The sequence below is a fragment of the Paenibacillus sp. LHD-117 genome, assembly GCF_030929555.1.
In the GTDB taxonomy this organism is placed as follows: domain Bacteria; phylum Bacillota; class Bacilli; order Paenibacillales; family Paenibacillaceae; genus Pristimantibacillus.
In genome coordinates this window covers 75,236-99,120 of the sequence record NZ_JAVFVT010000021.1, presented here as the reverse complement: position 1 = coordinate 99,120, position 23,885 = coordinate 75,236, and the positions used below count along the sequence as shown (strand labels likewise).

Sequence of the window (23,885 nt, the reverse complement as noted above, 5' to 3'; positions counted from 1 at the left end):
GAATGAATCAGTTAACGGAGCTAGACAAACGCAATCGGCTTTTGGTCAAAATTTTTTGGGCATTGCTTACGCTCGGCATTCTGACCGATATCATGATCGGCCTCGGCATCGACATGATCCTGCTCCTGGCGGGCGTCGGATCGGCGCTCGGCGCCATCGTCACGTTTATGACGTACCGGGGCACGGGGAGCAGGTTCGTCAAATACATCATGCCTTGCAACTTGACGATCATCGTATCGATGCTCATCCTGATGGATCCGAATCCAATCGTAAGCACGTATTTTCTCGTTTATGTCAATCTCGCCATCATCGCGCTATATTCGGATTATCGGCCTATCGTATTCACGGGTGTCCTGGGAGCGGCGTTATCCGCCTATCTCTTCATGGATCCGTTTTTCCAAGAGCGGCTGTTCCGCGAAGATTCGCTCGTGCTTTTGTTTTTGTATCTAGCTTTCGCGACGACAGGGCTTGCGGTAGCCGCGCAATACAGCCAGAAGCTGCAACGCGAAGTGAGCGAGCGCCAGAACGAGGCGCTGGCGTCGAAGGAGCTGGCGGAAGGCGTGCTGGCGCAGCTTCGCGGCTCCATCGAGGTGCTGACGGCATTCAGCCATGGCCAGCAGCAGCATGTCAGCAAGGCGGGCACGATCTCTCGCGAAGTAACAGGCACGTTCGCCGAGATGGCGGCGGCGATCGAGAAGCAGACGGGCAACGTCGTATCGATCAACGAGTCGGCGCAGCAGATCGAGCTTGCCATCGAGCGGCTGCTCGGAGGCGCAACCTTGCTCCACGGCTATTCCGAATCGAACGTAGAGCTTACGGTTCGGAATAAAGTTCAGATGGACATCTTGTCCCAGGAGATGGAAGGGCTGCGCGGCATGATCGCCAGCACGGTAACGAAGATGGGGACGCTGCAACAGCAGAACGACCAAGTCACCGATATCGTCGATACGATCCGCGACATCTCCGAGCAGACGAATCTGCTCGCGCTGAACGCGGCGATCGAAGCGGCCCGCGCCGGCGAACACGGGCGCGGCTTTGCGGTCGTATCCGGCGAGGTTCGGAAGCTGGCCGATCACTCCCGGCGTTCGGCGGAGGAGATTAACGCGATTCTGACGGCGATCCGCACGCAGATCGACGATGTGTACGTGCATGTCGAACAGGGTCAGGAAGCCGTAACGAAGAGCGACGCGGCTACGCGGGGAGCGCTCGAGCTGTTCGGCAGCATCAACGACAACGCGAGGTTGGCTCAGGAGCAGGCGCTTCAAGTCGGCAACAGCACCGGCGGCCTTCACGAACGATACGGTTCGCTGGCGGAGGAGATTAACAGCATCGCGGCGACGACGCAGCAGAACATGGCTTCGGTCGAGGAAGTGCAGGCGAGCATGGAAACGCAGCATGCGAAGATTAGCGAAATGGTCGAAGAATACGCGCGATTGGATGCGCTTGTATCCGAGCTGGAGCGCGTATCCGGCGGCAAGCGGTAACGGTCGACGAACGAAGCCCGGTTCCTCTCTTAGAGGAACCTTTTTTTTACCCAGAAGGAACGACCGTCATTCACGGACTGGATCACCATGGTTGGCCGGGAGAGATATTCTGGACGAATCGACGGCGAATATCGATTCCCAAACGGAGGAGCGCGCGCAGAAATCGAAAGCCGAGGGAAACCAAGGAAAACCATTCGAAGGGATGGTTTTTTCTAGTCAGGAGTACCGATGCTGCTCCCGCAAATGTTGTCAGCCAATCGGCAATGGCTTACGATGATAAAAGGTTATTTTCCAAAGGGGGATTCACCAATGAGACCGGCCGCATCGAGAGGGATGGGAATGAGGCAATTCGGCACGGGCGAGAAGGCGAATCCGGCCAGCGTAAGGAGCATGATGGGCCGGCTGCTAACGGACGTTAGCGCGCAATGGAAATCGGTTGCCGCCGCGATTGTCTGCATACTGGCGATCTCGGGCTTGGAATTCACCGTGCCGCAGCTTACCAAATGGACGATCGACTCCGTTATTCCGGGCAAGGATTACCGGGCGCTTGTGTATATCGGCGCCGGCGTGCTCGGCGCCGCCGCGGCTCTCGGGTTATTCAAATATTGGAGCGCGTCGCTCATGGCTTCGATCGGCCAGAACGTGCTCTACAAATTAAGGAACGATCTGTACCGTCATATGCAAGGACTCGATATCGCCTACTTTGACCGGAACCGGACGGGAGATCTGATGTCCCGCGTAACGAACGACGTCAACATCCTGCAGCAGATGATCTCTTCGAGCATGATGCAGCTGGTGACCGATTTCTTCATCTTTACTTCCATCGCGGTGTATATGTTATGGATCGATTGGCGGCTGACGCTGCTGCTGCTCGCGACTTTCCCGTTCATGATCATGACGACGCGGCTGTTCGGGAAGCGCATGCGCTCCTCGTTCCGGACGGTGCAGGAATCGATCGCCGACGTCAGCGACCATTTGCAAAACACGCTCTCGGGCATCCGGCTGATCAAGTCGTTCGCGACCGAACAATACGAGACGGAACGGTTCTCCGAGCGGGCGCTCCGCAACAAGGAAGCGAACGTGCAGGTCGTCAAGCTGCGCGCGGCCTACGAGCCGATCATCGATTTCTTGAACTATTTGGGGCTGGCGATCGTGTTGGTGTTCGGGGCATGGCTGGCGATAAGCGGTTCGATGAGCATCGGGACGATCGTGGCTTTCCTTGCTTATGTACGTTTGCTGCAAAATCCGGTCAGGCACTTCAGCCGCATCATGAATACGATCCAGCAAGGAGCGGCCGCCTACGAGCGTATCGTGGAGGTGCTCGGCACGAAGGCGGAGGTCGTGGAGGCTGAGGGCGCGAAGGAACTGCAATTCGTACGGGGACATATCGCGTTCAAGCACGTCGATTTCGGGTATAGCCAGGACGCTCCCGTGCTGGTAGACTTTAATTTGGAGCTTCCCGCAGGCAAAATCACCGCATTCGTCGGTTCTTCCGGTTCCGGGAAAACGACGATCGCCGGTCTGATTACGCGGTTCTACGATCCGCAGCGAGGAGAAATCGCGTTGGACGGGAAACCGCTGAAGTCGATCAAGCTGCAATCGCTGCGCGAAGAGATCGGAGTCGTGTCGCAGGATATCATTCTTTTTAACGGCACGGTGCTCGAGAATATCCGTTACGGCAGTCCGGAAGCGTCCATGGAAGACGTTATCGCCGCCGCGAGCGCCGCGAACGCGGACGAATTCATCCGTTCGTTCCCGCTAGGCTACGATACGCCCATCGGAGAACGGGGCGTGAAGCTGTCCGGCGGGCAGAAGCAGCGCATCTCGATCGCGCGCGCGATACTGAAAGACCCGAGCATCATTATTCTGGACGAGGCGACGGCTTCGCTGGACACGGAGTCGGAAGGGCTCATCCAGGAAGCGCTGGCCGGCTTGCTAAGCAACCGAACCTGCCTCGTCATCGCGCATCGGCTGTCGACGATCAAAGGCGCCGACCGCATCGTCGTCATCGAGGACGGAGAGATCGAAGAGCAAGGCACGCATGAGGAGCTGATGCGGCTTCAATGCCGTTATTACCAGCTCCACGAGCTGCAATTCAAGACCGTTACCTAGGCTGGTCGGGCAAGCCGACCACGGTAAATCGATTCGGAAAGAAGAGACGACCATGACGATTTTCCTTCATATTTTGATGAACAACGTATTGCCGATGGGGGTGTTGATCGGGCTCGGCATCGTGCTCCAGCGAGCATTCAGACTGGATATCAAGACGCTTTCGAAGCTGAATTTCTACCTATTCTCGCCCGCTATCATGTTTAACCTCTTATATAATACGGAGATCGAGCTGTCGCTCATCGGCAAGGTGCTCCTGTTCCTGCTGCTGTTCATGTTCGCGCAATATGTGCTGGTCGAGGCAGTCATCCGGATCAAAGGGTATAAGCCAAGTATGAGAAGCGCGATGAAAAACAGCGTTCTCTTCTATAATAGCGCCAACTACGGCATCCCGCTCAATCAGCTCGCCTTCGCCGGACTTAAGGAAACGCTCGCGATCCAGATCATCGTCATGATGATCCAGTCGCTTGTACCGAATACTTGGGGCATCTATAACGTGAACGCGCACAAGGCGGATCTCAAAAAAGTATGGCGGACGATTCTGTCTATGCCGGTTATCTACGTCATCCCCGGCGCCCTTGCGCTTCGCTGGCTGCACGTCCCCGTGCCGGGCGCCATCGAGACGCCGATTACGTATCTCGCGGAAGCGTTCATCGGAACGGCGCTCATCACACTCGGCGTACAGCTCGGCAACATGGAGTGGCGCATCAAACGGTCGCTGGCCGTCGACGTCTCGATCTCGGCAGCGCTTCGGCTCGTGGCCGGTCCGCTGCTGGCTTGGGTGATCGTATGGCTGATGGGGCTGGACAAGCTGACCGCGGCGGCGCTTATCGTATCGTCTGCCGTGCCGACGTCGCTCAGCAGCGTGCTGCTGGCCGTCGAGTTCGACAACGAAGCGGAGTTCGCCTCGCAGGCCGTGTTCCTGTCCACGCTGATCAGCATCCTGACGGTGACGGTCGTAATTTTCTTCTTGAACATCCAAATCTAGCAAGGCAAACGATAGAGACATTCCCAGCTCATGCGATCCGGGGATGTCTTTTCTCAATTTTCGTTGATTTACACATCAATTAATAGATATTTGTTATTGTGATTCTACTAATGCGGCGATAAAATGGAAAAAGATGAAAAATAAATCATAGAGACTTAATGATCCATCCGTCTAGTAGAAGCAGATAGCCGATTGGAGGGGGCAACGATCCAAATAGAAACCAAAAGTTCCGATATCGTAATTGGAAGCGGTATCAAAAAATCGTTCGGACGCGGAGCCGCTGCCGTTCATGTCTTGAACGGAGTAGACATTACGATTCCTTCAGGTTCGCTTATCGCGTTCAAGGGCCGTTCCGGTTCCGGCAAGACGACGCTGATCAATCTGCTAAGCGCGCTCGATCGTCCCGACGGCGGGAAGGTTATGTTCGAAGGACGGGACTTGACGGCGATGACGGACAAAGAGCGCGACGGCATCAGGCGCACGCGAATGGGGCTTATTTTCCAATCATTCGCTCTTATCCCGCTAATGTCCGCTTACGAGAACGTGGAGTTTGTCCTTCGCGTGTCGGGTTATCCGGCGCAGGAACGGAAAGCGGCGGCGGAAGGCGCGCTCGAACGGGTCGGGCTGAAGAGCCGCATGTCCCATCGTCCGTTCGAGCTGTCGGGCGGCGAGCAGCAACGGACGGCTATCGCCAGGGCGATCGCTCACAAGCCAAGGCTGCTGCTCGCCGATGAACCGACGGCGGAGCTGGACAGCCGGACGGGTTTGCAAATCATGAAAATATTTCGCGATTTGGTGGAAACGGCGGGAATGACCATCATCATGACGACGCACGACCCTGCCATCATGGAAATCGTAGATCGCGTGTACGAATTGGAGGATGGTCGAATTGTTGTTCCGAACTAAACGGATGAAGAGAATCGCGGGACTAACGGCGGCGTTGGCGGCCGCTTTATCACTGACGGGCTGCTCCTTGCTCCCCGCCGAGGAAGAGCCGCTGAAGCCGCCGCTCGTGAAGCCGCCGCAAGAGAATTACCGTACGGTCGAGGTCGTGAAGGGGCGCATTACGCAAGAGATCAGGGGCAACGGGACGCTGGAATCCTATTTCACCGATACGGTGCAGTTCAAGGCCGGTGGAGGAATTGTCAAGGAAGTGCTCGTCAAGGCGGGCGACATCGTCAAGAAAGGCGACCCGCTCATCCGGCTCGATACCGGGAACATGGATATCGAGCTGAAGCAGATGGAGCTGAATCTCGCCCGTTCCAGCCAAGCGCTCAAGTCAGCGAAGCTGGGCGGGGACAGCGAAGGCATCAAGATCGCACAACTGCAATACGACATCGATAAGCTGAAGCACGAGCGGCTCTCCGAGGCGCTCGAAGGTAAGCTTCTTGTCGCCGAGACGGATGGTCAAGTGACCTACGTAGCCGAGCTGAAGGAAGGGGATCCCGTCCGCGAGTTCGAGACGCTGGCGGTGGTCGCGGACCCGAGCAAGCTGCGCGTCGCCTTCCAGACGGATGGAACGCCCGACGTGAATCTGGTCAGCGTCGGATTCAAGGCGGAGCTGACGTTCGAAGGCAAGACGGAGCTCACCGGCAAAGTGATCCAGACGCCGTCGTCGGCGCCGTTCACGGAAGATGAAATCGCAAGGGAACGTAATGCCAAGATGATTTTCGTCGAGCTCGAGAAGCTGCCGGAAGGGGCCAAAATCGGAACGCGGGCGGACGTCAAGGTGCTGCTGCAGGAACGCAACGACGTCATCATTATTCCGAGGAGCGGGCTTCGCAGCTACTTGGGACGGACCTTCGTCCGCATTCTGGAAGAGGGCGACAAGATTCGGGAGATCGACGTGGAGACGGGAATCAAAGGATCGACGGATATCGAAATTACGAAAGGGCTGGAAGAAGGCATGTTAATCGTGCTGCCGTAGCGGGCGCTGCGGTAGCATGCGAATCGCTGAGCGCCATGCCAGCCGCATTCGCATTGCCGGACACCTTGGTGACTTGTTGATGGCTTTATTCGTCATGATTATCCGCAAAATGGTCCAGAACAAATGGCTGCTGGCCAGCTTGTTCATGGGCATTCTCATCTCCGTGGCGCTCGTCAGCAGCATGCCGATCTATTCGGAGGCGGTTTTGTCCCGCATGCTGACCAAGGATTTGGAAAATTTGCAAACCGCTACGAACCAATATCCGGGCACGCATTATTCCAACGTGATTGTCTCGAAGGAAACGCCGGAGCAAATAAACGCAAAGTACGACCGTGTGGACGGCTACATCCGCGGCACCGGAGCGCAATCGTTCGGACTGCCTGTGCAGGAGCTGGTCGCGAGTCTGCAGTCGATGTCGCTGAAGATGAAGCAAGCCGACGATCCGGAACCAATCTCGGACAAAAACCAGAAGTGGGTAACGATCAAATCGTACGGAGGCTTGGAAGATCATATTACGATCAAAGACGGCCGAATGCCGGCGATGGAACCTGTGGACGGCGTCTATGAGGTGCTGGTTACGGAACGCGGGCTTAGCCACTACAAGATGGTGCTGGACACGGTTTTCGTCATCGAGGACAAGAAGGTGGCTTCTTCGGTCAAGCTGAAGCCCGTCGGGATCTTCGAGAAAAAAACGGATGACGATCCCTACTTCCGATACGGTGATCTCAGCGATATGAACGGCTCCTTCATCCTGCCTTTCGGGATTGCCGAGAGGACTCTTCTGCGAGAGCAGCAGCTGCCGCTCAGCACGGCCGGCTGGTATGTCGTCATGGATTATACGAAGATGGAGCTTCGGACGGTCGAACCGTTCGTGTCCGCGCATGAACGGATGAAGGAAACTCTGCAAAAAAGCTTCGCGCTGCACCAGATGGGATCCGAGACGAGGGCGCTCGATACGATCAGCGTGTACATGGAGCGCGCGGAACAGCTTCGCACGCTAATGTGGGCACTGAACGTGCCGATCCTACTCATGCTCGCCTTCTATATGTTCATGGTTTCCAATCTGATCGCGGGTCGCCAGCGGAACGAGATTGCCGTGCTGCGAAGCCGGGGCGCTGCCAGATGGCAGGTCATCGCCGCTTATTTGACGGAAGGGCTGCTGCTCTGCGGAGCCGCATTCGCGCTCGGGCCGCTGCTCGGTGCGGTGCTTACGGAGGTGCTTGGCGCTTCGAACGGCTTCCTTGCTTTCGTGCAGAGGGTCAGCTTACCGGTCCGCGTGACGGAAGAATCTTACCGGTTCGCTTTAATCGCGGCCTGCGCGTGCCTCGTCATCGTTATCATTCCGATTGTGCTGGCGACGAGAGTTAGCATCGTCAGCCATAAGCAGCAGTCGGCGCGGCTGACCGGCAGCCCGCTATGGCATAAGATGTTTCTGGACGTCATTACGCTCGGCCTTGCGATTTACGGCTTGATTACGTTCCGCAAGCGGCAAGCGGATTTGCAGGCGCTCGGCCTGAACGCAAAGGATCTGGCCATCGATCCGCTGCAATTCATCGTGCCGGCCCTGTTCATTATGGGCGCGGGATTGCTGTTGCTCCGGCTTTATCCTTGGATTCTTAAATTCGTATATTGGATCGGCAAAAAGTGGTGGCCGCCTTCGTTGTACGCGACGTTAATCCAAGTGGGACGCTCCAGCAGCCAGTACCAATTCCTGATGATCTTCCTCATTATGACGATCGCTACGGGCGTATTCAGCGCTTCGGCGGCCAGGACGATCAATGCCAACACCGAGGACAGAATCCGGTACGGCAACGGAGCCGACATGGTGCTTGGCGTCAACTGGGTCAACGATGCGCCTCCGCCGGCACCGCCGGGTGGAGGCCCGGCGCCTCCGCCGACCGATCCCGTGCCGGACCAGATCCATTATTTGGAGCCTGCGTTCGAGCCGTTCAGCAAGCTTCCGGGGGTGGAACATGCCGCCAAAGTATTCACGAAGAAGGACGCGGGCTTTTACGTCAATGAAGTTTCCGGCACGGCTACGCTGATCGGCATCGATACGGACCAGTTCGGCCTTACGTCATGGTTCCGAGACGCCTTGATGGATTATCCGCTTCACGATTATTTGAATCTGATCGCGCCGGATACGAGCTCCGTCTTGATCTCTCGAACGCTAGCCGAGCAGAAGGGCGTTCAGCCCGGAGATATGATATGGATCGGCTGGCAGGAAGTGACGCAGCAGCCGTTCAAGGTGTACGGCATCATCGACTACTTCCCGACATTCAACCCGAATCCGCCGCTCGGTTCGGTAAACGTCAGCGAGAAAGAAGCCGACAACGCGCCGATGCTGATCGTGGGGCATCTCCCCCGCATTCAGGTGCAGCTGGCGCTGGAGCCGTACGACGTATGGCTGAAGCTGAAGGAAGGCGCTTCGACGGCGGAAGTGTATGAAGGAATCGAGGAGGGAGACCTCTCCGTTTCCCGGATCGTGAACACGCGCGAAGATCTCGTCCGCGCCAAAAACGATCCGTTCCTGCTCGCGCTGAACGGCGTGCTGACGCTCGGTTTCGTGCTCGCCATTCTCGTCAGCTTCATCGGCTTCCTGCTGTACTGGATCTTGTCGCTTCGCGGCCGTACGCTACAGAACGGCATCCTGAGGGCAATCGGCCTTTCTGTCAAAAATTTGATCGCGATGCTCGCGGCGGAGCAGCTGCTGACCTCGGGCGTCGCGGTGCTGCTCGGCATCGTCGTCGGCAATGTCGCCAGCTTGCTGTACGTGCCGAACTTCCAGATTGCGTTTAATCCGAGCAGCCTCGTGCCGCCGTTCATAGTGAAGTTCGAAGCGATGGATTTTATTCGCATCTACGTCACGGTAGGATTTATGCTTCTGGTCGGGCTGGGCATACTCGCGTACATGCTGTCGCGCCTGCGTATCCATCAAGCGCTCAAGCTAGGGGAGGACTAGCCGATGATCCATTGCGAAGGACTTGTGAAAATATACAAAACCGCCGATCTGGAGGTATTCGCCCTGCAAGGGCTGGATCTCCGCATCGAGGCGGGAGAGCTGATGGCGATCATCGGCAACAGCGGAAGCGGGAAGTCGACGCTGCTGAACATGCTCGGCGGGCTGGACCGGCCGACGGCCGGCAAGCTGAGCGTCGACGGCAAGGATATGCTGAAATTCACGGAGCGCGATCTCGTTCGTTACAAGCGGGAGAGCGTCGGCTTCGTGTGGCAGAACAACGCCCGCAACCTGATTCCGTATTTGACCGCGCTCGAGAATGTGGAGCTTCCGATTCTGCTCACCGGGCGGCGCAAGCGGTGGAGGGCGAAGGAGTTGCTCGACGCGGTCGGCCTCAGCCACCGCGCGAACAACAAGCTGTACCAGCTGTCCGGAGGCGAGCAGCAGCGCGTCGCGATCGCGATCGCGCTTGCCAACCATCCGAAGCTACTGCTGGCGGATGAGCCGACCGGCTCGGTCGATTCCAAGATGTCGAATCAAATTCTGGACCTGTTCCGCGAGCTGAACCGTTCCATCGGCATTACGATCGTGATCGTGACTCATGATCCGGAGCTAGCGAAGAAGGTCGATCGCGTAGCCGCCATCCGCGACGGCAAAATTTCCTCGGAAATGCTCCGCAAACGATCCTACGCCGAGGAGCTGGCCGCGCTGGAGCAGGAGCAGTCGGCGGAAGAGGAGTCGCATGTGGAGTACGCGATTCTCGACAAGGCCGGCCGTCTTCAAGTGCCTGCGGGATACTTGGAATCCATCGGCGTGCGAAACACCAACAAGGTGCGCGTCGAGCTCAGCGACGGCCGCATCGTGCTGCTACCTCCCGAGCAGGAGGAGTAGATCGCGAGCCGCTCCGTGTTTTCGTAGGTTAATCTATCCTTGCAATAAACGCTCCATTGAAGACGATGGCGGCAGGTAGCCGAGAAGCTACCTGCCGCCATCGTTTTTTTCTCTGCCGTCTGATTACGGAAAAAGAGTTGCCTTTTATGGTAGCATAACTAATAATAATATAGATAACAAATTGAACTCGGAAGCGTCGGAGGCGATTAGGATGAAGATCGATTTGACAGGGAAAACCGCACTGATTACTGGAGCAACCGGTGATCTGGGACGCGTCATGGCGCGGACGTTAGCCGACAGCGGCGCTAACATCGTCATCCATTATCATAACAACGAGACAAAAGCGAAGGAGCTGCAGCAAGAAATCGTGGCGAAGGGCGTCTCGGCGATGATTGCGAAGGCGGATATTACGAGCGAGCATCAGATCATGGGGATGAAGGAAACAGTATCCGCAACCTTAGGCGCCGTCGATATCGTCGTCGCGAACGCGGTCATTCAGTATGGCTGGAAGAGCGTGCTGGAACAGCCCGCGAGCGACTACGAGAGTCAATTTCAGTCCTGCGTCATGCATAGCGTCTATTTGGCCAAGGCTTTCGCGCAGGACATGATCGAGCGCAAACAAGGCAGATTCATCGGCATCAATACGGAATGCGTGATGCAGAACTTTGCGGGCCAATCCGCTTATACGGCCGGCAAGCGCGGCATGGACGGCGTGTATCGCGTGCTGGCGAGAGAGGTCGGGGAACACGGCATTACCGTGAACCAGATCGCGCCGGGGTGGACGATCAGCGACCGGGACCGCGCCGCCGGCAGCGAAGCGAACGAATCGTATAGCAGCTCTGTGCCTCTTAAGCGCAGAGGGACCGACCAAGAAATCGCGAACGCCGTCCTGTTCCTGGCATCGGATTTGTCGAGCTTCATTACCGGCGCGTATATTCCGGTGAACGGCGGCAACGTCATGCCGGCAATTTGACCATGAAGGCGCGGATGCCGCGAATCGCGGCGACGATCGGCGGCATGAGGATGGAGCGGAAGCTCTTCCTCGTGTTTCTGATTCTCATCACGCTGCCGCTTTCCTTCATTGGTTACGTGACTTACGGCAATTATTCCCGTTCGTTGGAGGAGAAGACGACTGTCTATTCGACGAAAATGTTAGCCAGCATGATGGTCCGGATCGACGACTATATCGAAGATATGGTCGGCGTATCGTCCATCCCGGCTTATCAGGACGAGATCCGGCAAAATCTGATGCGCTCCAACCGGTACTACGAGCAGCGCGCAAGCAAGAAAGCCGATTCGGAGGGCGAATACGCGCATGAAGACTTCGACTTGCTGCTCTCGATCCAGCGGGGGATCGAAAACAACATTTCATTCATTAACCAAATCAAGAGAGGCGCCAATTCCGTCTACGTATTCGACCGATTCGGAAACGGTTATTACCATACGGCGAGCGGAAGCATCAGGCTCAGCGTCAATGAGAGCTACCGGGAATGGCTTAAGGTGGCGGAAGGATCGAGTGGCGAGGCTAAGCTACTGGGGACCCAGAAGTATACGAGCAATCTCCAAAGCGAGAAATACGCCTTCACCGTCGTCCGCTCCATTCTGGACCAGTCGCTGAAACCGATCGGGCTCATCGTGGTGGATGCCAACATGAGCGTCATCGAAGACGGCATTAAGGAGCTCGACGGCGTGACGCAGGGCGGCTCGTTCATCATCGACGGAGCCGGCAACGTCATCTACGACAGTGAACGTTCCCGGATTGCCACCAATATCTCGGAGGACCCCGCCGTCAAGCAGGCAACAGGATCGAAAGGCAGCTTTTATATGGAGCGGGATGGCGAGAAGCGGCTTTACATCTACACGACGTCTCCGAATACGAAGTGGAAGGTCGTGACGTCGATCCCCGCGAGCGTGCTGACCAGGGATGCCGTTCACGTCAGGAACGTGACCGGCGTGGCGACGCTCGTTACGCTGCTCGTCGCGCTGCTGCTGTCCTTTTTCCTTTCGTACGCGCTTACGAACCCGCTCCGAAAGATGACGAGATTGATGAAAACCGTTCAGGAAGGCGACTTTAACGTCCAGTTCCAAGTCAAATACCGCGACGAGGTCGGCCAGCTGGGCAATCAATTCAACCGGATGATCGTGCGCATCGACCAGCTGATCCGGGATATCTACGAGATGGAGACAAATAAGAAAAAAGCGGAGCTTCAGGCGCTGCAAAACCAAATCAATCCGCATTTTATGTACAACACGCTGGAGACGATCCGCATGTCGGCGGAGCTTAGCGACGACCAGGCGACGGCGGACATGCTGATGATCCTCGGAAAGCTGCTCCGTTACAGCATTAGCGACTTAGAGGCGGAAGTATCCGTTTCGGATGAAATGGCGCATGTGCGCAATTACGTGGAGCTGTTGAACTACAGGTATCAGAACCGGTTCCGGCTGGAGACGGACATGCCGGATGAGCTTGCGGCCGTTCCGGTTATTAAGCTCTTGCTGCAGCCGATCGTCGAGAACGCGATCTATCACGGGTTGGACGAAAGGAAGACGGTCATGCGCGTGACGATCAGCGGCGAGACGGAGGACGGCAACGTCAGGATCCGAATCGAGGACGACGGCATCGGGATGGACGACGACACGCTTGCGCGGCTGACGCGAAGCTTAACGGAGAACCGCGACCCGGCCCGATCAAGCGGCAGCGGCGGAATCGGGCTCCGGAACGTGCATGAGCGAATCAAGCTGCATTACGGCAGCGGCTACGGAATGAAAGTGACGAGCATAGCGGGCAGAGGCACGGCAGTGACGTTGCATCTTCCCTTGGCGAAAGGAGGTGGGCGCTGATGAAGGCAAAGTCGGCCGCGAATGCACTGCTGTTGCTTCTGGCGGCGGCGATCTTGCTGGCAGGGTGCAAGTCATTGCACGTTCCGGCCAAGTCGGAGCAAAACCCGCGGGAGAAGGGTGAACCCGCCCAAGAGACGACCGTCCTTCGGGTGCTGACCAATCGGGTCGATCTGATCGAGAACGGCGTCTTCGATACTTACGCCCGAGATTTCGCGGAGCGCCATCCCGGCGTTTCGGTTAAGTTCGAAGGCATTACCAATTACGCTAGCGATATCATGATTCGTCTCTCCACGCGCAATATGGGAGATGTGCTCCTGCTTCCCAACAATTTGGCGAACGAGTCGCTGCCGAAGTATTTCGAACCGCTCGACGACGCTTTGTTCGAGAACGCGCATTTCGCGGATTTCAAGGCTCATGGAGGCAAGCGGTACGGGATCGTGACCGGTACCTCGACGACGGGAATCGTGTACAACAAAAAAGCGTTCAGGGAAGCGGGAATCGCCTCGACTCCGATTACGCTGGACGAATTCTACGACGCATGCGAGAAGCTGAAGGCCGCCGGCAAAGTTCCGATTTATCTCAATTACGGTGCGCAATGGCCGCTTATGTCTTGGGGTGAGGATCTCGTCAGCTTCATGACGGGGAACCCGGATTACTTGAACGAGATGACGAATACGGACGAGCCGTGGCGCCTCGACAATGCCTGGGGCGAAGCGATCGAGATCGTGCGCAATCTGATCAAGAACGGATACGTCGAGCAGCAGCTGATCCCCAATCAATGGGAGACGTCGAAGCGGGAGCTCGCGAGCGGCGGCGCCGGCATGTATTTGATGGGCAACTGGGTCATCAATCAAATCGTCGCGGCGGGAGCCCGCTTGGAAGAAATCGGCTTCTTCCCGTTTCCGTACGATAACGAAACGAATAGATACGCGCCGCTTAGTCCGGACTGGTTCGTCGGCGTCAGCCGGTTCAGCGCGAACAAAGAGCTGGCCGCGGAATGGATCGAATTTTTCGTGAACGAATCGGATTACGTCGACGCTTCCGGCTTCTTGCCCGTCCGTCAGGGCAAACAGTCATCGCTGCCGCAAATTGAAGAATTTATGTCCTTCCGCCCTTCGCTTGTCGAGAAGAGCGTGCCCAGCGACTTGCTTCTGGAAATATCGAATGCGGCACAGATCGCCTTCTGGTCAGGCGATTACATTCAGGAGTGGATCGCGGCGCCCGATCTGGGCAAGGTGTTCGGCGAATACAACGCGCGATGGGCCGAGGCGAGACGATTAGTGGTAAATGACGAATGACAGAGAGGTAAGGGGAAGGCACATGTCCAAAAAAGTCACGATGCAGCAAATCGCCGATTCGCTTGGCGTCTCGAAATTCGTTGTGTCAAAAGCGCTCTCGGGCAAGGAGGGCGTCAGCGATTCGACTAGAGACCGCGTCATCGGCGCGGCGACGCAGCTTGGTTATTTTGCGCAGACAAATGCCTACATGAAATCGATTAAGCTGGATCAACATCCGGAGGTGCCGAAGGGGAAACGCCAATCCGTGCTCGTGCTTATGCCGAACATCCGGTTCCAGACCAAGGATTCGGTGTATTGGGGGCGCATTCTGGACGGGATCTCCGAGAAGCTGGAGGCGGAGGGCCGCGGTATGGTGATCGTGTCGGAGCAGAGCGTGGATCACTTCGTCCACTTCCTGAACCCGAACGGGCTACTCGGATTAATCGGCGTCGGGGAGATCTCGACTTCGCTGTTGCTCGAGGTTCATCGCATCGGCTTGCCGATGGTGCTGGTCGATCACGAAGACCCGCTTATTCCGAGCGACACGGTGTTCGCGAACAACTTCGAGAGCATGTACAGGCTTACGAAACATTTGATCGGCATCGGTCATCGGAAGCTCACGTTCATCGGCGATACGAATTATTCGCGGAGCTTCTATGATCGGTATCTCGGCTTCCGAAGCGCGATGGAGGAAGCGGGCATATGGGACGCGATGCGGGATGCCAAGGAAGAGGTGCTCCTCCCCGTCCACGGCCATAACCAAGATGACTTCGTGGAGCCGATCAAAGGGTGGATACTCAAACGGGGCAAGGCGCTTCCGACCGGCCTGGTATGCGCGAACGACATGATCGCATTCGGCGCCGTTCGAGCCCTCCGATCGATCGGGTTGTCCGTGCCGGACAACGTATCCGTAACGGGCTTCGACAATATCGAGGATGCGGACAAGTGGAAGCCGGAGCTTACGACCGTGCACGTGCCGAAGGAGGCGCTTGGCCGGAGAGCCGTGGAACTTTTGCTGAAGCGGATCGGTAAGAAGGACGAGCCGAAGGAGAAGGTGCTGCTTGCCTGCGAGCTGCTGTATCGCGAGAGCTCGGGGCGAATATAGGATTCGAATTATCGTATAACTACAACAAAATCGGTCTGACCCGCAGCGACTCCTTCCGGTATTCGGAAGGGGTTGTTTGCGTTTGTTTCTTGAACTTTCGGCTCAAATAAAAGCCGTTCTCGTACCCGCACCGCCAGGCGATCGCGTCGAGCGTGAAATCTGTCTCGGCAAGCAGCTTCCTGGCGGTATGAAGCCGAATTTCGGTGGCGAACTGCAGCGGGTTCAACTGGTAGGCCGCCTTAAATCGGCGGGTGAATTGAACGGGCGTAAGCCCGAGCTCCGAGGCAAGCTGCTTAATGACGAACGGGCTGCCCGCTTCCATTCGAATGCGTTCGGCGGCGCTCCGCATGAGAGGATCCTCGGTCTGCCGCGGGAGCCCGGTCGAAGCTTCGCGAACGGAAGCGAAGAGATGAAGCCACAGATCGTTCAAGAGATGCTTCTTAAGCGCTTGCGCGTATCCGGGATCCGCGTTCGCGGCAAGGATATCGGCTCTAAGCTGCCTGAGCGTATCCCTCGAGCGTTCGGATTCTTCAGGCCGGTAATGTCCGGCCGGCAAGGGGGCCGGTGGTTCCTCTCCCGGCTTCGGCAAAAAAGTAAAGCTAAGGAAATGAAAGTCGACTCTCGATAACACTTCGCGGCGAAATGGCGTGCCGGGCGCGCATAGGATCCAGTCCCCGCCAGACGCTACGCCGCCGAATTCACCGACCGTGTATCGGAACGAGCCGCGTTCCACCAGAAAGATAACCCAGTCCTCGTACGTATCGACCTGCAAGAGAAATTGCTCCTTGGCCTTCCAAAACTTATGTTGGATTAGCGAAGGCATAATAAATCCGAGATTCAGCAAAGGTCCTTCTCCTTCATTGAAATTATGGATATGGATAATGAAATTATAGCTATTTTATCGTATTAATCGTTAGTATAACATGAAATTAAAGATATGATGAAAAGGAGAGATGCAGGATGAGGCAGGAAGTCGCGCAACAGGACATTACCGTCGTAGGCGGAGGACTCGCTGGCGTTTGCGCCGCAATCGCGGCGGCAAGGCTTGGGCAAAACGTAGCGCTCGTGCAGAACAGACCGGTGTTAGGGGGGAACTCGAGCAGCGAGGTTCGCGTATGGGTGTGCGGGGCGACCGGACACGGTGTGAACCGCTACGCCCGCGAGAGCGGAATCATGGGCGAGTTGTTCGTGGAGAACCAGTTCCGCAATCCGGAGGGTAATCCGTATTTGTGGGATGCCCTGCTGCTGGAGAAGGTGAAAGCCGAGCCGAACATTACGTTGTATTTGAACACCGACGTGCACGAAGTAGACGCGGAAATGGCCAGCGAAGGGGACATCCGGACGATCCGATCCGTCACCGGCTGGATGGCGGGCTCCGAGCGGCGGATCCGGTTCGAGAGCAAGATGGTGCTGGACTGCTCGGGAGACGGCCTCGTCGGATTCCTGGCAGGCGCCGCATTCCGTCTCGGACGAGAAGCGCATTCGGAATTCGGGGAAGCCTGGGCGCCGGAGACGGCTGATTCGATTACGCTCGGCAGCACGATCCTGTTCTACACCAAGGATACGGGGCAGCCCGTCAAATATGTCGCGCCCTCCTTCGCGAAGGATATTAGACAAACGTCGATTCCGCTCAAACGCGTCATCCGTAGCGGCGATTCCGGCTGCCATTATTGGTGGATCGAGTGGGGCGGGGAGAAGGACACGGTCCACGACAACGAGCAGATCAGGGACGAGCTGTGGGCTGTCATTTACGGCATTTGGGACTACATTAAAAATTCGGGGCGGTTCGAAGCGGAGACGCTTACGCTGGAGTGGGTGGGCGCGCTGCCTGGCAAACGGGAATACCGCCGCTTCGAAGGGGATTATATCCTGAACCAGAACGACGTGGTAGCGCAGCGACCGTTCGAGGATCGGGTCGCGTTCGGCGGCTGGTCGATCGACCTGCATCCGCCGCAAGGGATGTACGCGGAGAGCAGAGGCTCGAAACATTTCCATATGGACGGCATCTACCATGTACCCTTCCGTTCATTGTACTCCCGCAACGTATCCAATCTGATGATGGCCGGCAGGAACATCAGCGCGACGCATATCGCTTTCGGCACGACCCGCGTCATGGCGACATGCGCCGTGATCGGCGAAGCGGCCGGAACGGGAGCCGCGCTTAGCACAAGCCAAGGAAAGAAGCCACGGGAGCTGGATTGGCGCGAACTGCAGCAGCAACTGCTGAAGCAGGATGCCTCCTTGATCGGCGTTCGCAACGAAGACGGGAAGGACCGAGCCCTGGAGGCCGACGTTCGGGCGTCGGATTCCCTCCGCCGCATTCATGCGGAGAAGCCGAGCGCGGCGTACCCTCTGACGGCTGCCGTCGGCATGCTAATACCGGTCGATCCGGCGTTGGAAGGTTTCTCGCTGCTGTTGGACGCTGGCCGGAGCACGGACTTGACGGTGGAACTGTGGGGGACGGGGCGGCAAGAGAACTACATCCCCGCCGAGCGCATTGCCGCCGTAAACGTAGCCGTGCGGGAGGGGGAAGGCCAGTGGGTCGGCATCCCGTTAGCTTGGCATCCGGAGCAAGCATGCAACGCGTTCGTGATCGTACGAGAGAACGCGCACATCCGCTTGCGCCTATCGGGGGAGCCGCTGTTCGGATTGCTCGGCTTCGAGCATAAGCCGCAAGCGCAAAAGGAATACGACACGGACGACAACGCCCAGCTGATCGTCGAATGGCGAATGGGAGGCATCGTCAGGCAGCCGTTCTGCATCAGGTTGCATGGCGAGACCGAAGCTTACGGACCGGCCAAGGCGGTTGACGGATACGCAAGACCGTACGGCGGTCCCCGCCTGTGGTCGTCGGATCGGATGGAGGCCGGCCGCGAGCCTTGGCTTGAGCTGCGCTGGGAGGAACCGGTCGGCGTGGCGGAGGTGCAACTTACCTTCAACGACGACGTCAACGAGGATTTGATCAATCTGCACCACCACCGCACGCCTTTCGACGTCATCCCTGAGCTGGTCAAGGATTACCGCATCGAGGCATGGGACGTTAGCGGCTGGCGCGTGCTGCATCGGGAGATTGGGAACCGGCAACGCAAGCGCGTCCACCGTTTGGCCGATCGGACGACAGCCGACAAGGTCAGGCTGGTCGTGGAGTCGACCAACGGCTGCGCGTACGCGCAAGTCGCCGAGATTCGGATCTATAATGAGGGAAGCGGGACGAACCGAGTATAAAAGGGCAAAAGCGAAGGCCCCTGAGGCTAAAGCAAAGAAGGACCGAGCCGTTCGAGCGGCGGCGGTCCTTCTGTGCAATCGGAGCCAATGCGTCGATTAGGACAGCTCCAAGTTACGCTCGATGAGCGCAAGGCGCTGCTGGACGCATGCATGGGTGCGGAGAGGGTCCTCCGGCGTGTTCATGACGTAGTCGAGCAGCCGGTCGACCGTCGAAGTCGCGACGTGGCAACGAGTGTCGGAGGATGCGTAGTAGAGATAGACTTCGCCGCCCGGGAGCGAGACTGCGCCGTTGCAGAAGACGACGTTCGATACGTCTCCGACGCGCTCGATGCCTTCCGGCGCAAGCAGGTGTCCGGCAGGGCGATGCGTGACTTTATACGGCTCGTTCAAGTCCGTTAGGAACGCATATAGCACGTACCGTAGGCCGGCGGCCGTATTGCGGACGCCATGCGCGATGTGCAGCCAGCCTTTGTCCGTTTTGACCGGAGCGGGACCTTGGCCGTTCTTTACTTCCTTGATCGTATGGTAGTGGCGTTCTTCGATGATGGATTCCTTCCCGATAACCGCGTTCTCGATCGTGTCCGACAACCCCCAACCGATGCCGCCGCCGGATCCCGTATCGATAAAACCGTCTTGCGGACGCGTGTAGAACGCGTACTTGTCTTCTACGAATTCGGGATGGAGCACGACGTTGCGCTGTTGGTTGGAGCCCGTCTTCAGGTCGGCAAGCCGTTCCCACGCGACGAGATCCCTCGTGCGGGCGATGCCGCATTGCGCGACCGCGCTTGACAGGTCGACGCGCGGCGCGTTCGGGTCTTTGCGTTCCGTGCAGAACAGGCCGTAAATCCAGCCGTCCTCATGCTGGACGAGGCGCATATCGTATATGTTCACGTCCGGCGCTTCAGTCTCCGGCATGACGACAGGGCGATCCCAGAAGCGGAAGCCGTCCACGCCATTGTCGCTCTCCGCGATCGCGAAGAACGATTTGCGGTCCGCGCCCTCTACGCGGGCGGCGAGATAAAACTTGCCGTTTAGATGGATGGCGCCGGGATTAAAGACGCAATGCACGCCGATTCGTTCCATAAAGTAAGGGTTTGTCTCCGGATTAAAGTCGTATTTCCAATGCAGCGGCGCGTGCTGCGCCGTCAGTACGGGGTGTTCGTAACGCTCGAAGACTCCGTTCCCGAGCTCCTCCGGTTTATTTTTGCGGACGATCAACGCCTCGTACTTATCCGTCAGCTTGCTTTTGCGTACTTGAAAAACGTTCATGGATGAAACCCTCCGTTTGTTGTAAGTGTTTGTACAAATACCTGCATGCCGTCAGATCGTTTGGGTTGCTTCTTCGGCAGCCTCCAGTCGCTCAAGCAGCTCGAAGCAGGCACGCCCGTTATGGTATGGGCACTTCCATGCGCTGATCTTCTGCGGGTTGTCGCTTGGATTGCCGTCTCTCGTCACGCTCCAGAACCATTCCCCGAATTTTCTGTCCACGAGATACGTTTCGATAAAATGCCATGAGGCGAGAGCCGCGTCCCTGTACCGGGCTTCGTCGGTCAATTGATAGGCGTTATAGAACCCGACGACGGCTTCAGCCTGCGGCCACCAATCCTTGGCATCGTCCGTCAGGCCTTCGGGACCGGCTTCGTTGAACAGGCCGCCGTCCGCGTCGACGCCTTCCAGGTACGTCGCTTCGGCCATGCGGACAGCGACGGACTTCGCTTCGGCGAGCAGCTCCGAATCGCCAAGCGCTTCAGCCGCTTCGTGCAAGAGCCAGCTGCCTTCTATGTCGTGCCCGTACGAGATATGATTGGACTGGCTGTTCCATTCCATATCGAAGAAGAGAAGGAAATGGGCCGTCACGGGATCTACGATATGGCGTATCGTTACCTCGACGAGTTCCTTCAGCTTGCCGCGCAGCTCTTCCGACGGCCAGACGCGGTACAGATTCGTATAGGCTTCGAGAACGTGGAGATGCGTGTTCATCGATTTTTTCGTATTCAAATCCTTCGAGCTTAAGCTGTTGTCGTCCGTCTCGGTCCAATCGCGCGCAAGCGCCTCCACATATCCCCGGTTGACCGGATCGTAAGCATGGCGCTCCAGTACGCGGTACAGCTCGATCGCTTCATTCAGCGCTTCTTCGTCGCCGGTCGCCCGGCCATATTCGGAGAACGCGTATATCGCGAACGCTTGGCCGTACACCTGCTTCTTATCCGATGACGTCTTGCCGTCCGAGGTTACGCTCCAGTACAAGCCTCCGTATTCCCGATCAGCGAAATATCGCCGCACGTAATCGTAAGCTCGCCGGGCCATGTCCAAATATTGTTGGTCGCCATAAATTCGATAGGCGGCCGAGAACGTCCACAGAATCCGCGTATTAAGCACGAGGCTTCGGTCGGCGTCGGCCTGAACCTCGAGCTCGCGGCTTACATAACCATGGAAGCCCCCGGTGTGCTCATCCGGCGCGTGCTTCATCCAAAAATCCAATATATTGCCGCGCAATTCGCTGTCGATCGCGGCTCTCCATGCCTTCATGTCGATCTCCATCCCGCATTCCCTCCTAGCGCTTAACCGCCAGCTTGCCGGCGTAATAATCTTTGACCGTAGCCTCGGCTTGCTTGCCGAACATGCAGTAATCGCCGTTCCCGCCAGCCTCCGCTTCGCCATACAACCGAGCCGGCCAATCCCATAACATAAAGCCGCGAACCCAGTCCCGCTTATCGGATGCTCCGAACATTTCCTCGTAAAATTGCGTTTGGGCCGCTTGGTCGGGGGCGCCTTCGAGCCCCCAATCGTTCGGCAAATGTTGCGAGCCGTCGCGGCTCGGACAACCGGCTTCCATGAAGAAAAACGGCTTGCCGAAACGGTTTACGACCGGTTCGATCCGGTCTAGCTGAGTTTCCCAAGAGCCGACCGGGTAATAGCCGCTGGAGGAAATGACGTCGACGGCATCCCACCAACCCACGTTGTCTTCCTGATATTTGTCGCAATTGTACGTCACGATGCCGGAGTAAACCTTGCGTACCTCGGCGATGAGCGCCCGCCACTCCGCTTCGCGGCGGTCGGTCTGCACCATCTCGCAGCCGACGCAGAACATCTCGCATCCGGTTTCTTCCGCCATTCGGGCGTAATGCACCATGAACTCGGTATAGGATGCGAACCACTCCGACCACTTCGGTTCGCATGGCACGTCTTTGTCGAAGAAGTTGATATGCGCTCTCCAAGTTCCGTCCGCGCAGTTGACGACCGGTTTCAGGCAAACGCTTAGGCCAAGCTTCTTGGCCCGCGAAATGGCTGCGCGCGCTTCTTCGTCGGATACCGTCGGCTCGTCGCGGAACCGGATTTTCGTCGCCTGCGGATGATCCTGCATCGCGCCGAACGCGATCGCCGTCCAGTTGACGCCGAGCCTCTCTTTCATTAGCGTCATCGAACTTTCGGCTGCGTCGCCGGACCAGGTGCCTCTTACGCCGGTCCAGCCCCAGGTCATGCCCGCGATATAGGGAATCTTGTTTGTCATGAGTGCTAGCCTCGCTTCCTTATCAGATTAATGTATTTTGTTATATAACAAATTATAAATATAGATAACGATTTGACAAGACCTTTTGTGTATTTCCTAACAATCTGGGGAAGGAAGTCATTTCAAGACCAGAAAAAGCAGCAGAAACCATTTTTATTGGTTTCAAGATGAAGTAAACTGAAAATGTAAGCGGCATCAAAAACAAATTATGAGGGGGAAGTAGTTTTGAAGAGAAAATTATTGTTAGTTTGTTCCACAGTTATTATGCTAACAACGCTTGCCGCCTGCAGCGGAAGCAATGAAAAGGATCCGGCAGGCAACGGAAGCGCGACCAACGCTCCTAACGAATCCGGCGGCACAAACGTTTCCGAAGGCGACGGGAATGGAAGCGGTTCCGAGATTAAAGGCGAAGTCGTTTTCCTGACGAACCGCACCGACATGATCGATAAGGAATACGTGGACTACGAGAAACGCTTCGAGGAAAAGTATCCGGGCGTGGACCTGAAATTCGAAGGGATACTCGATTACGACAAAACGCTCAAAATCCGGATAGCGTCAGGCTCATTCCCTGACGTCGTACTTCTGCCGACGCTCCCGAACAACGAGCTTCCGGATTACTTCGCGCCGCTTGACGACATCGGCTTCTCCGGCGACATCTACTTCAAGGATCTTCGGGCGCACGAAGGCAAGATGTACGGCGTTTCCTCCGGTGGCTCCACCGTCGGCATCGTATACAACAAGAAGGCGTTCGAGAAAGCGGGCATTACGGCCATTCCCGTAACGTACGACGAATTTCTCGCCGCCGCCCAGAAGCTGAAGGACGCCGGAATCGTGCCGCTCGCTTCCAACTTCAAGGACAAATGGCCGCTGGACGCTTGGCTGTACGACGTGCCTACGCTGGTAGGCGAGGCATCCGACCATCAGAACAAACGCGCGGAGTCTGATACGCCGTATACGATGGACAACGCTTACGGCAAATCGTGGAGCATGCTGCGGGAGCTCTACGAAAAAGGTTATTTGGAGAAGGACGTTAACTCCACGAACTGGGAGCAATCCAAAAAAGATGTCGCTTCGGGAAAATTCGGCATGTATCTGCTGGGCAACTGGGTCATCAATCAAGTGATCGAGAACGGCGCCGCTCCAGAAGATATCGGCTTCTTCCCGTTCCCTTCCGACAATTCCGGCAAGGCGAAAGCACCGCTTAATCCGGACTGGTTCTACGGAGTCAACAAAGACGGCAACACAGCCGCGGCCAAAGCGTTCGTGCAATGGATGATTGAAGAATCCGGCTTCGACGAATTCGCCGGCTTCATCCCGACTTTGAAAACGAAGCAGCCGGCACTCGCGCAGCTTGCGGAGTTCAACGGCTTCAACCCGACTTACTTCGAACCCGTTCCTCCGGTGGACGCGGCCACGCAAATCCAGAACAAAGCGCAGTTGGACCAAGGGGCGGCCTTGCAGGAGTTCGTCTTGGCGAAGGATCCGCAGAAGGCACTGGACAAAGTAAACGAAGCATGGGCAAAGGCGAAAAAGGATCTAGGCTTATAAGAACCGAACCTTACCGAAGT

At 57.0% G+C, this 23,885-nt stretch carries 17 protein-coding genes; 13 read left to right on the top strand and 4 right to left on the bottom strand.

Annotated features, from left to right (window positions below; genetic code table 11):
• Positions 1-2: 2 nt before the first annotated feature.
• The 11 genes from RB620_RS17515 to RB620_RS17465 all read left to right on the top strand — a co-directional run bounded on the left by RB620_RS17515 (position 3) and on the right by RB620_RS17465 (position 15,581).
• On the top strand, positions 3-1,484 hold the full coding sequence (locus RB620_RS17515) for a methyl-accepting chemotaxis protein (RefSeq protein WP_308096426.1): 1,482 nt from the start codon (positions 3-5) through the stop codon (positions 1,482-1,484).
• Between the two features lie 309 nt (positions 1,485-1,793).
• Entirely contained in the window at positions 1,794-3,596 is a 1,803-nt protein-coding gene (locus RB620_RS17510) for an ABC transporter ATP-binding protein (protein ID WP_308096424.1), read from the top strand.
• Between the two features lie 52 nt (positions 3,597-3,648).
• Complete coding sequence (locus RB620_RS17505; RefSeq protein ID WP_308096422.1) at positions 3,649-4,581, top strand: AEC family transporter; 933 nt, start codon at positions 3,649-3,651, stop codon at positions 4,579-4,581.
• A 192-nt stretch (positions 4,582-4,773) separates the two neighbouring features.
• Positions 4,774-5,487, top strand: coding sequence for an ABC transporter ATP-binding protein (locus RB620_RS17500; protein WP_308096421.1), 714 nt, complete (start codon positions 4,774-4,776; stop codon positions 5,485-5,487).
• On the top strand, positions 5,474-6,508 hold the full coding sequence (locus tag RB620_RS17495) for an efflux RND transporter periplasmic adaptor subunit (RefSeq protein ID WP_308096419.1): 1,035 nt from the start codon (positions 5,474-5,476) through the stop codon (positions 6,506-6,508). The genes RB620_RS17500 and RB620_RS17495 overlap by 14 nt, the downstream gene beginning before the upstream one ends.
• Before the next feature lie 16 nt (positions 6,509-6,524).
• Positions 6,525-9,470 carry an ABC transporter permease gene (locus RB620_RS17490; protein WP_308096417.1) on the top strand — a complete coding sequence of 982 codons (2,946 nt, stop codon included), beginning with the start codon at positions 6,525-6,527 and terminating at the stop codon, positions 9,468-9,470.
• A gap of 3 nt (positions 9,471-9,473) precedes the next feature.
• On the top strand, positions 9,474-10,358 hold the full coding sequence (locus tag RB620_RS17485; protein ID WP_308096415.1) for an ABC transporter ATP-binding protein: 885 nt from the start codon (positions 9,474-9,476) through the stop codon (positions 10,356-10,358).
• 211 nt (positions 10,359-10,569) lie between these two features.
• On the top strand, positions 10,570-11,331 hold the full coding sequence (locus RB620_RS17480) for an SDR family NAD(P)-dependent oxidoreductase (protein ID WP_308096413.1): 762 nt from the start codon (positions 10,570-10,572) through the stop codon (positions 11,329-11,331).
• A gap of 14 nt (positions 11,332-11,345) precedes the next feature.
• Positions 11,346-13,199, top strand: coding sequence for a cache domain-containing sensor histidine kinase (locus tag RB620_RS17475; protein ID WP_308096411.1), 1,854 nt, complete (start codon positions 11,346-11,348; stop codon positions 13,197-13,199).
• Positions 13,199-14,497, top strand: a complete 1,299-nt coding sequence (locus RB620_RS17470; protein WP_308096409.1) for an ABC transporter substrate-binding protein — start codon at positions 13,199-13,201, stop codon at positions 14,495-14,497. Before RB620_RS17475 ends, RB620_RS17470 begins: the two co-directional genes overlap by 1 nt.
• Positions 14,498-14,519: 22 nt before the next feature.
• Positions 14,520-15,581, top strand: a complete 1,062-nt coding sequence (locus RB620_RS17465) for a LacI family DNA-binding transcriptional regulator (RefSeq protein ID WP_308096407.1) — start codon at positions 14,520-14,522, stop codon at positions 15,579-15,581.
• Between the two features lie 19 nt (positions 15,582-15,600).
• On the opposite strand, the gene RB620_RS17460 is transcribed toward RB620_RS17465, so the two are convergent.
• Positions 15,601-16,425 carry an AraC family transcriptional regulator gene (locus RB620_RS17460; protein ID WP_308096405.1) on the bottom strand — a complete coding sequence of 275 codons (825 nt, stop codon included), beginning with the start codon at positions 16,423-16,425 and terminating at the stop codon, positions 15,601-15,603.
• Between the two features lie 116 nt (positions 16,426-16,541).
• On the opposite strand from RB620_RS17460, the gene RB620_RS17455 reads away from it, so the two are divergent.
• The gene (locus RB620_RS17455; protein ID WP_308096403.1) at positions 16,542-18,806 is read left to right on the top strand and encodes an FAD-dependent oxidoreductase; all 2,265 of its coding nucleotides are present in this window, start codon (positions 16,542-16,544) and stop codon (positions 18,804-18,806) included.
• 96 nt (positions 18,807-18,902) lie between these two features.
• On the opposite strand, the gene RB620_RS17450 is transcribed toward RB620_RS17455, so the two are convergent.
• Genes RB620_RS17450 through RB620_RS17440 form a run of 3 tightly spaced genes read right to left on the bottom strand, consistent with a single transcriptional unit; the run spans position 18,903 to position 22,317 of the window.
• A complete protein-coding gene (locus tag RB620_RS17450; protein ID WP_308096401.1) occupies positions 18,903-20,075 on the bottom strand; it encodes a glycoside hydrolase family 130 protein in 1,173 nt (390 codons plus the stop codon).
• A gap of 51 nt (positions 20,076-20,126) precedes the next feature.
• Complete coding sequence (locus RB620_RS17445) at positions 20,127-21,347, bottom strand: AGE family epimerase/isomerase (protein WP_308096399.1); 1,221 nt, start codon at positions 21,345-21,347, stop codon at positions 20,127-20,129.
• Positions 21,348-21,360: 13 nt separating this feature from the next.
• Complete coding sequence (locus RB620_RS17440) at positions 21,361-22,317, bottom strand: glycoside hydrolase family 113 (RefSeq protein WP_308096395.1); 957 nt, start codon at positions 22,315-22,317, stop codon at positions 21,361-21,363.
• A gap of 225 nt (positions 22,318-22,542) precedes the next feature.
• Here RB620_RS17440 and RB620_RS17435 point away from each other — a divergent pair, with 225 nt between their 5' ends.
• Positions 22,543-23,865 (top strand): ABC transporter substrate-binding protein, encoded by a 1,323-nt coding sequence (locus tag RB620_RS17435; protein ID WP_308096394.1) that lies wholly within the window; start codon positions 22,543-22,545, stop codon positions 23,863-23,865.
• Positions 23,866-23,885: the final 20 nt, after the last annotated feature.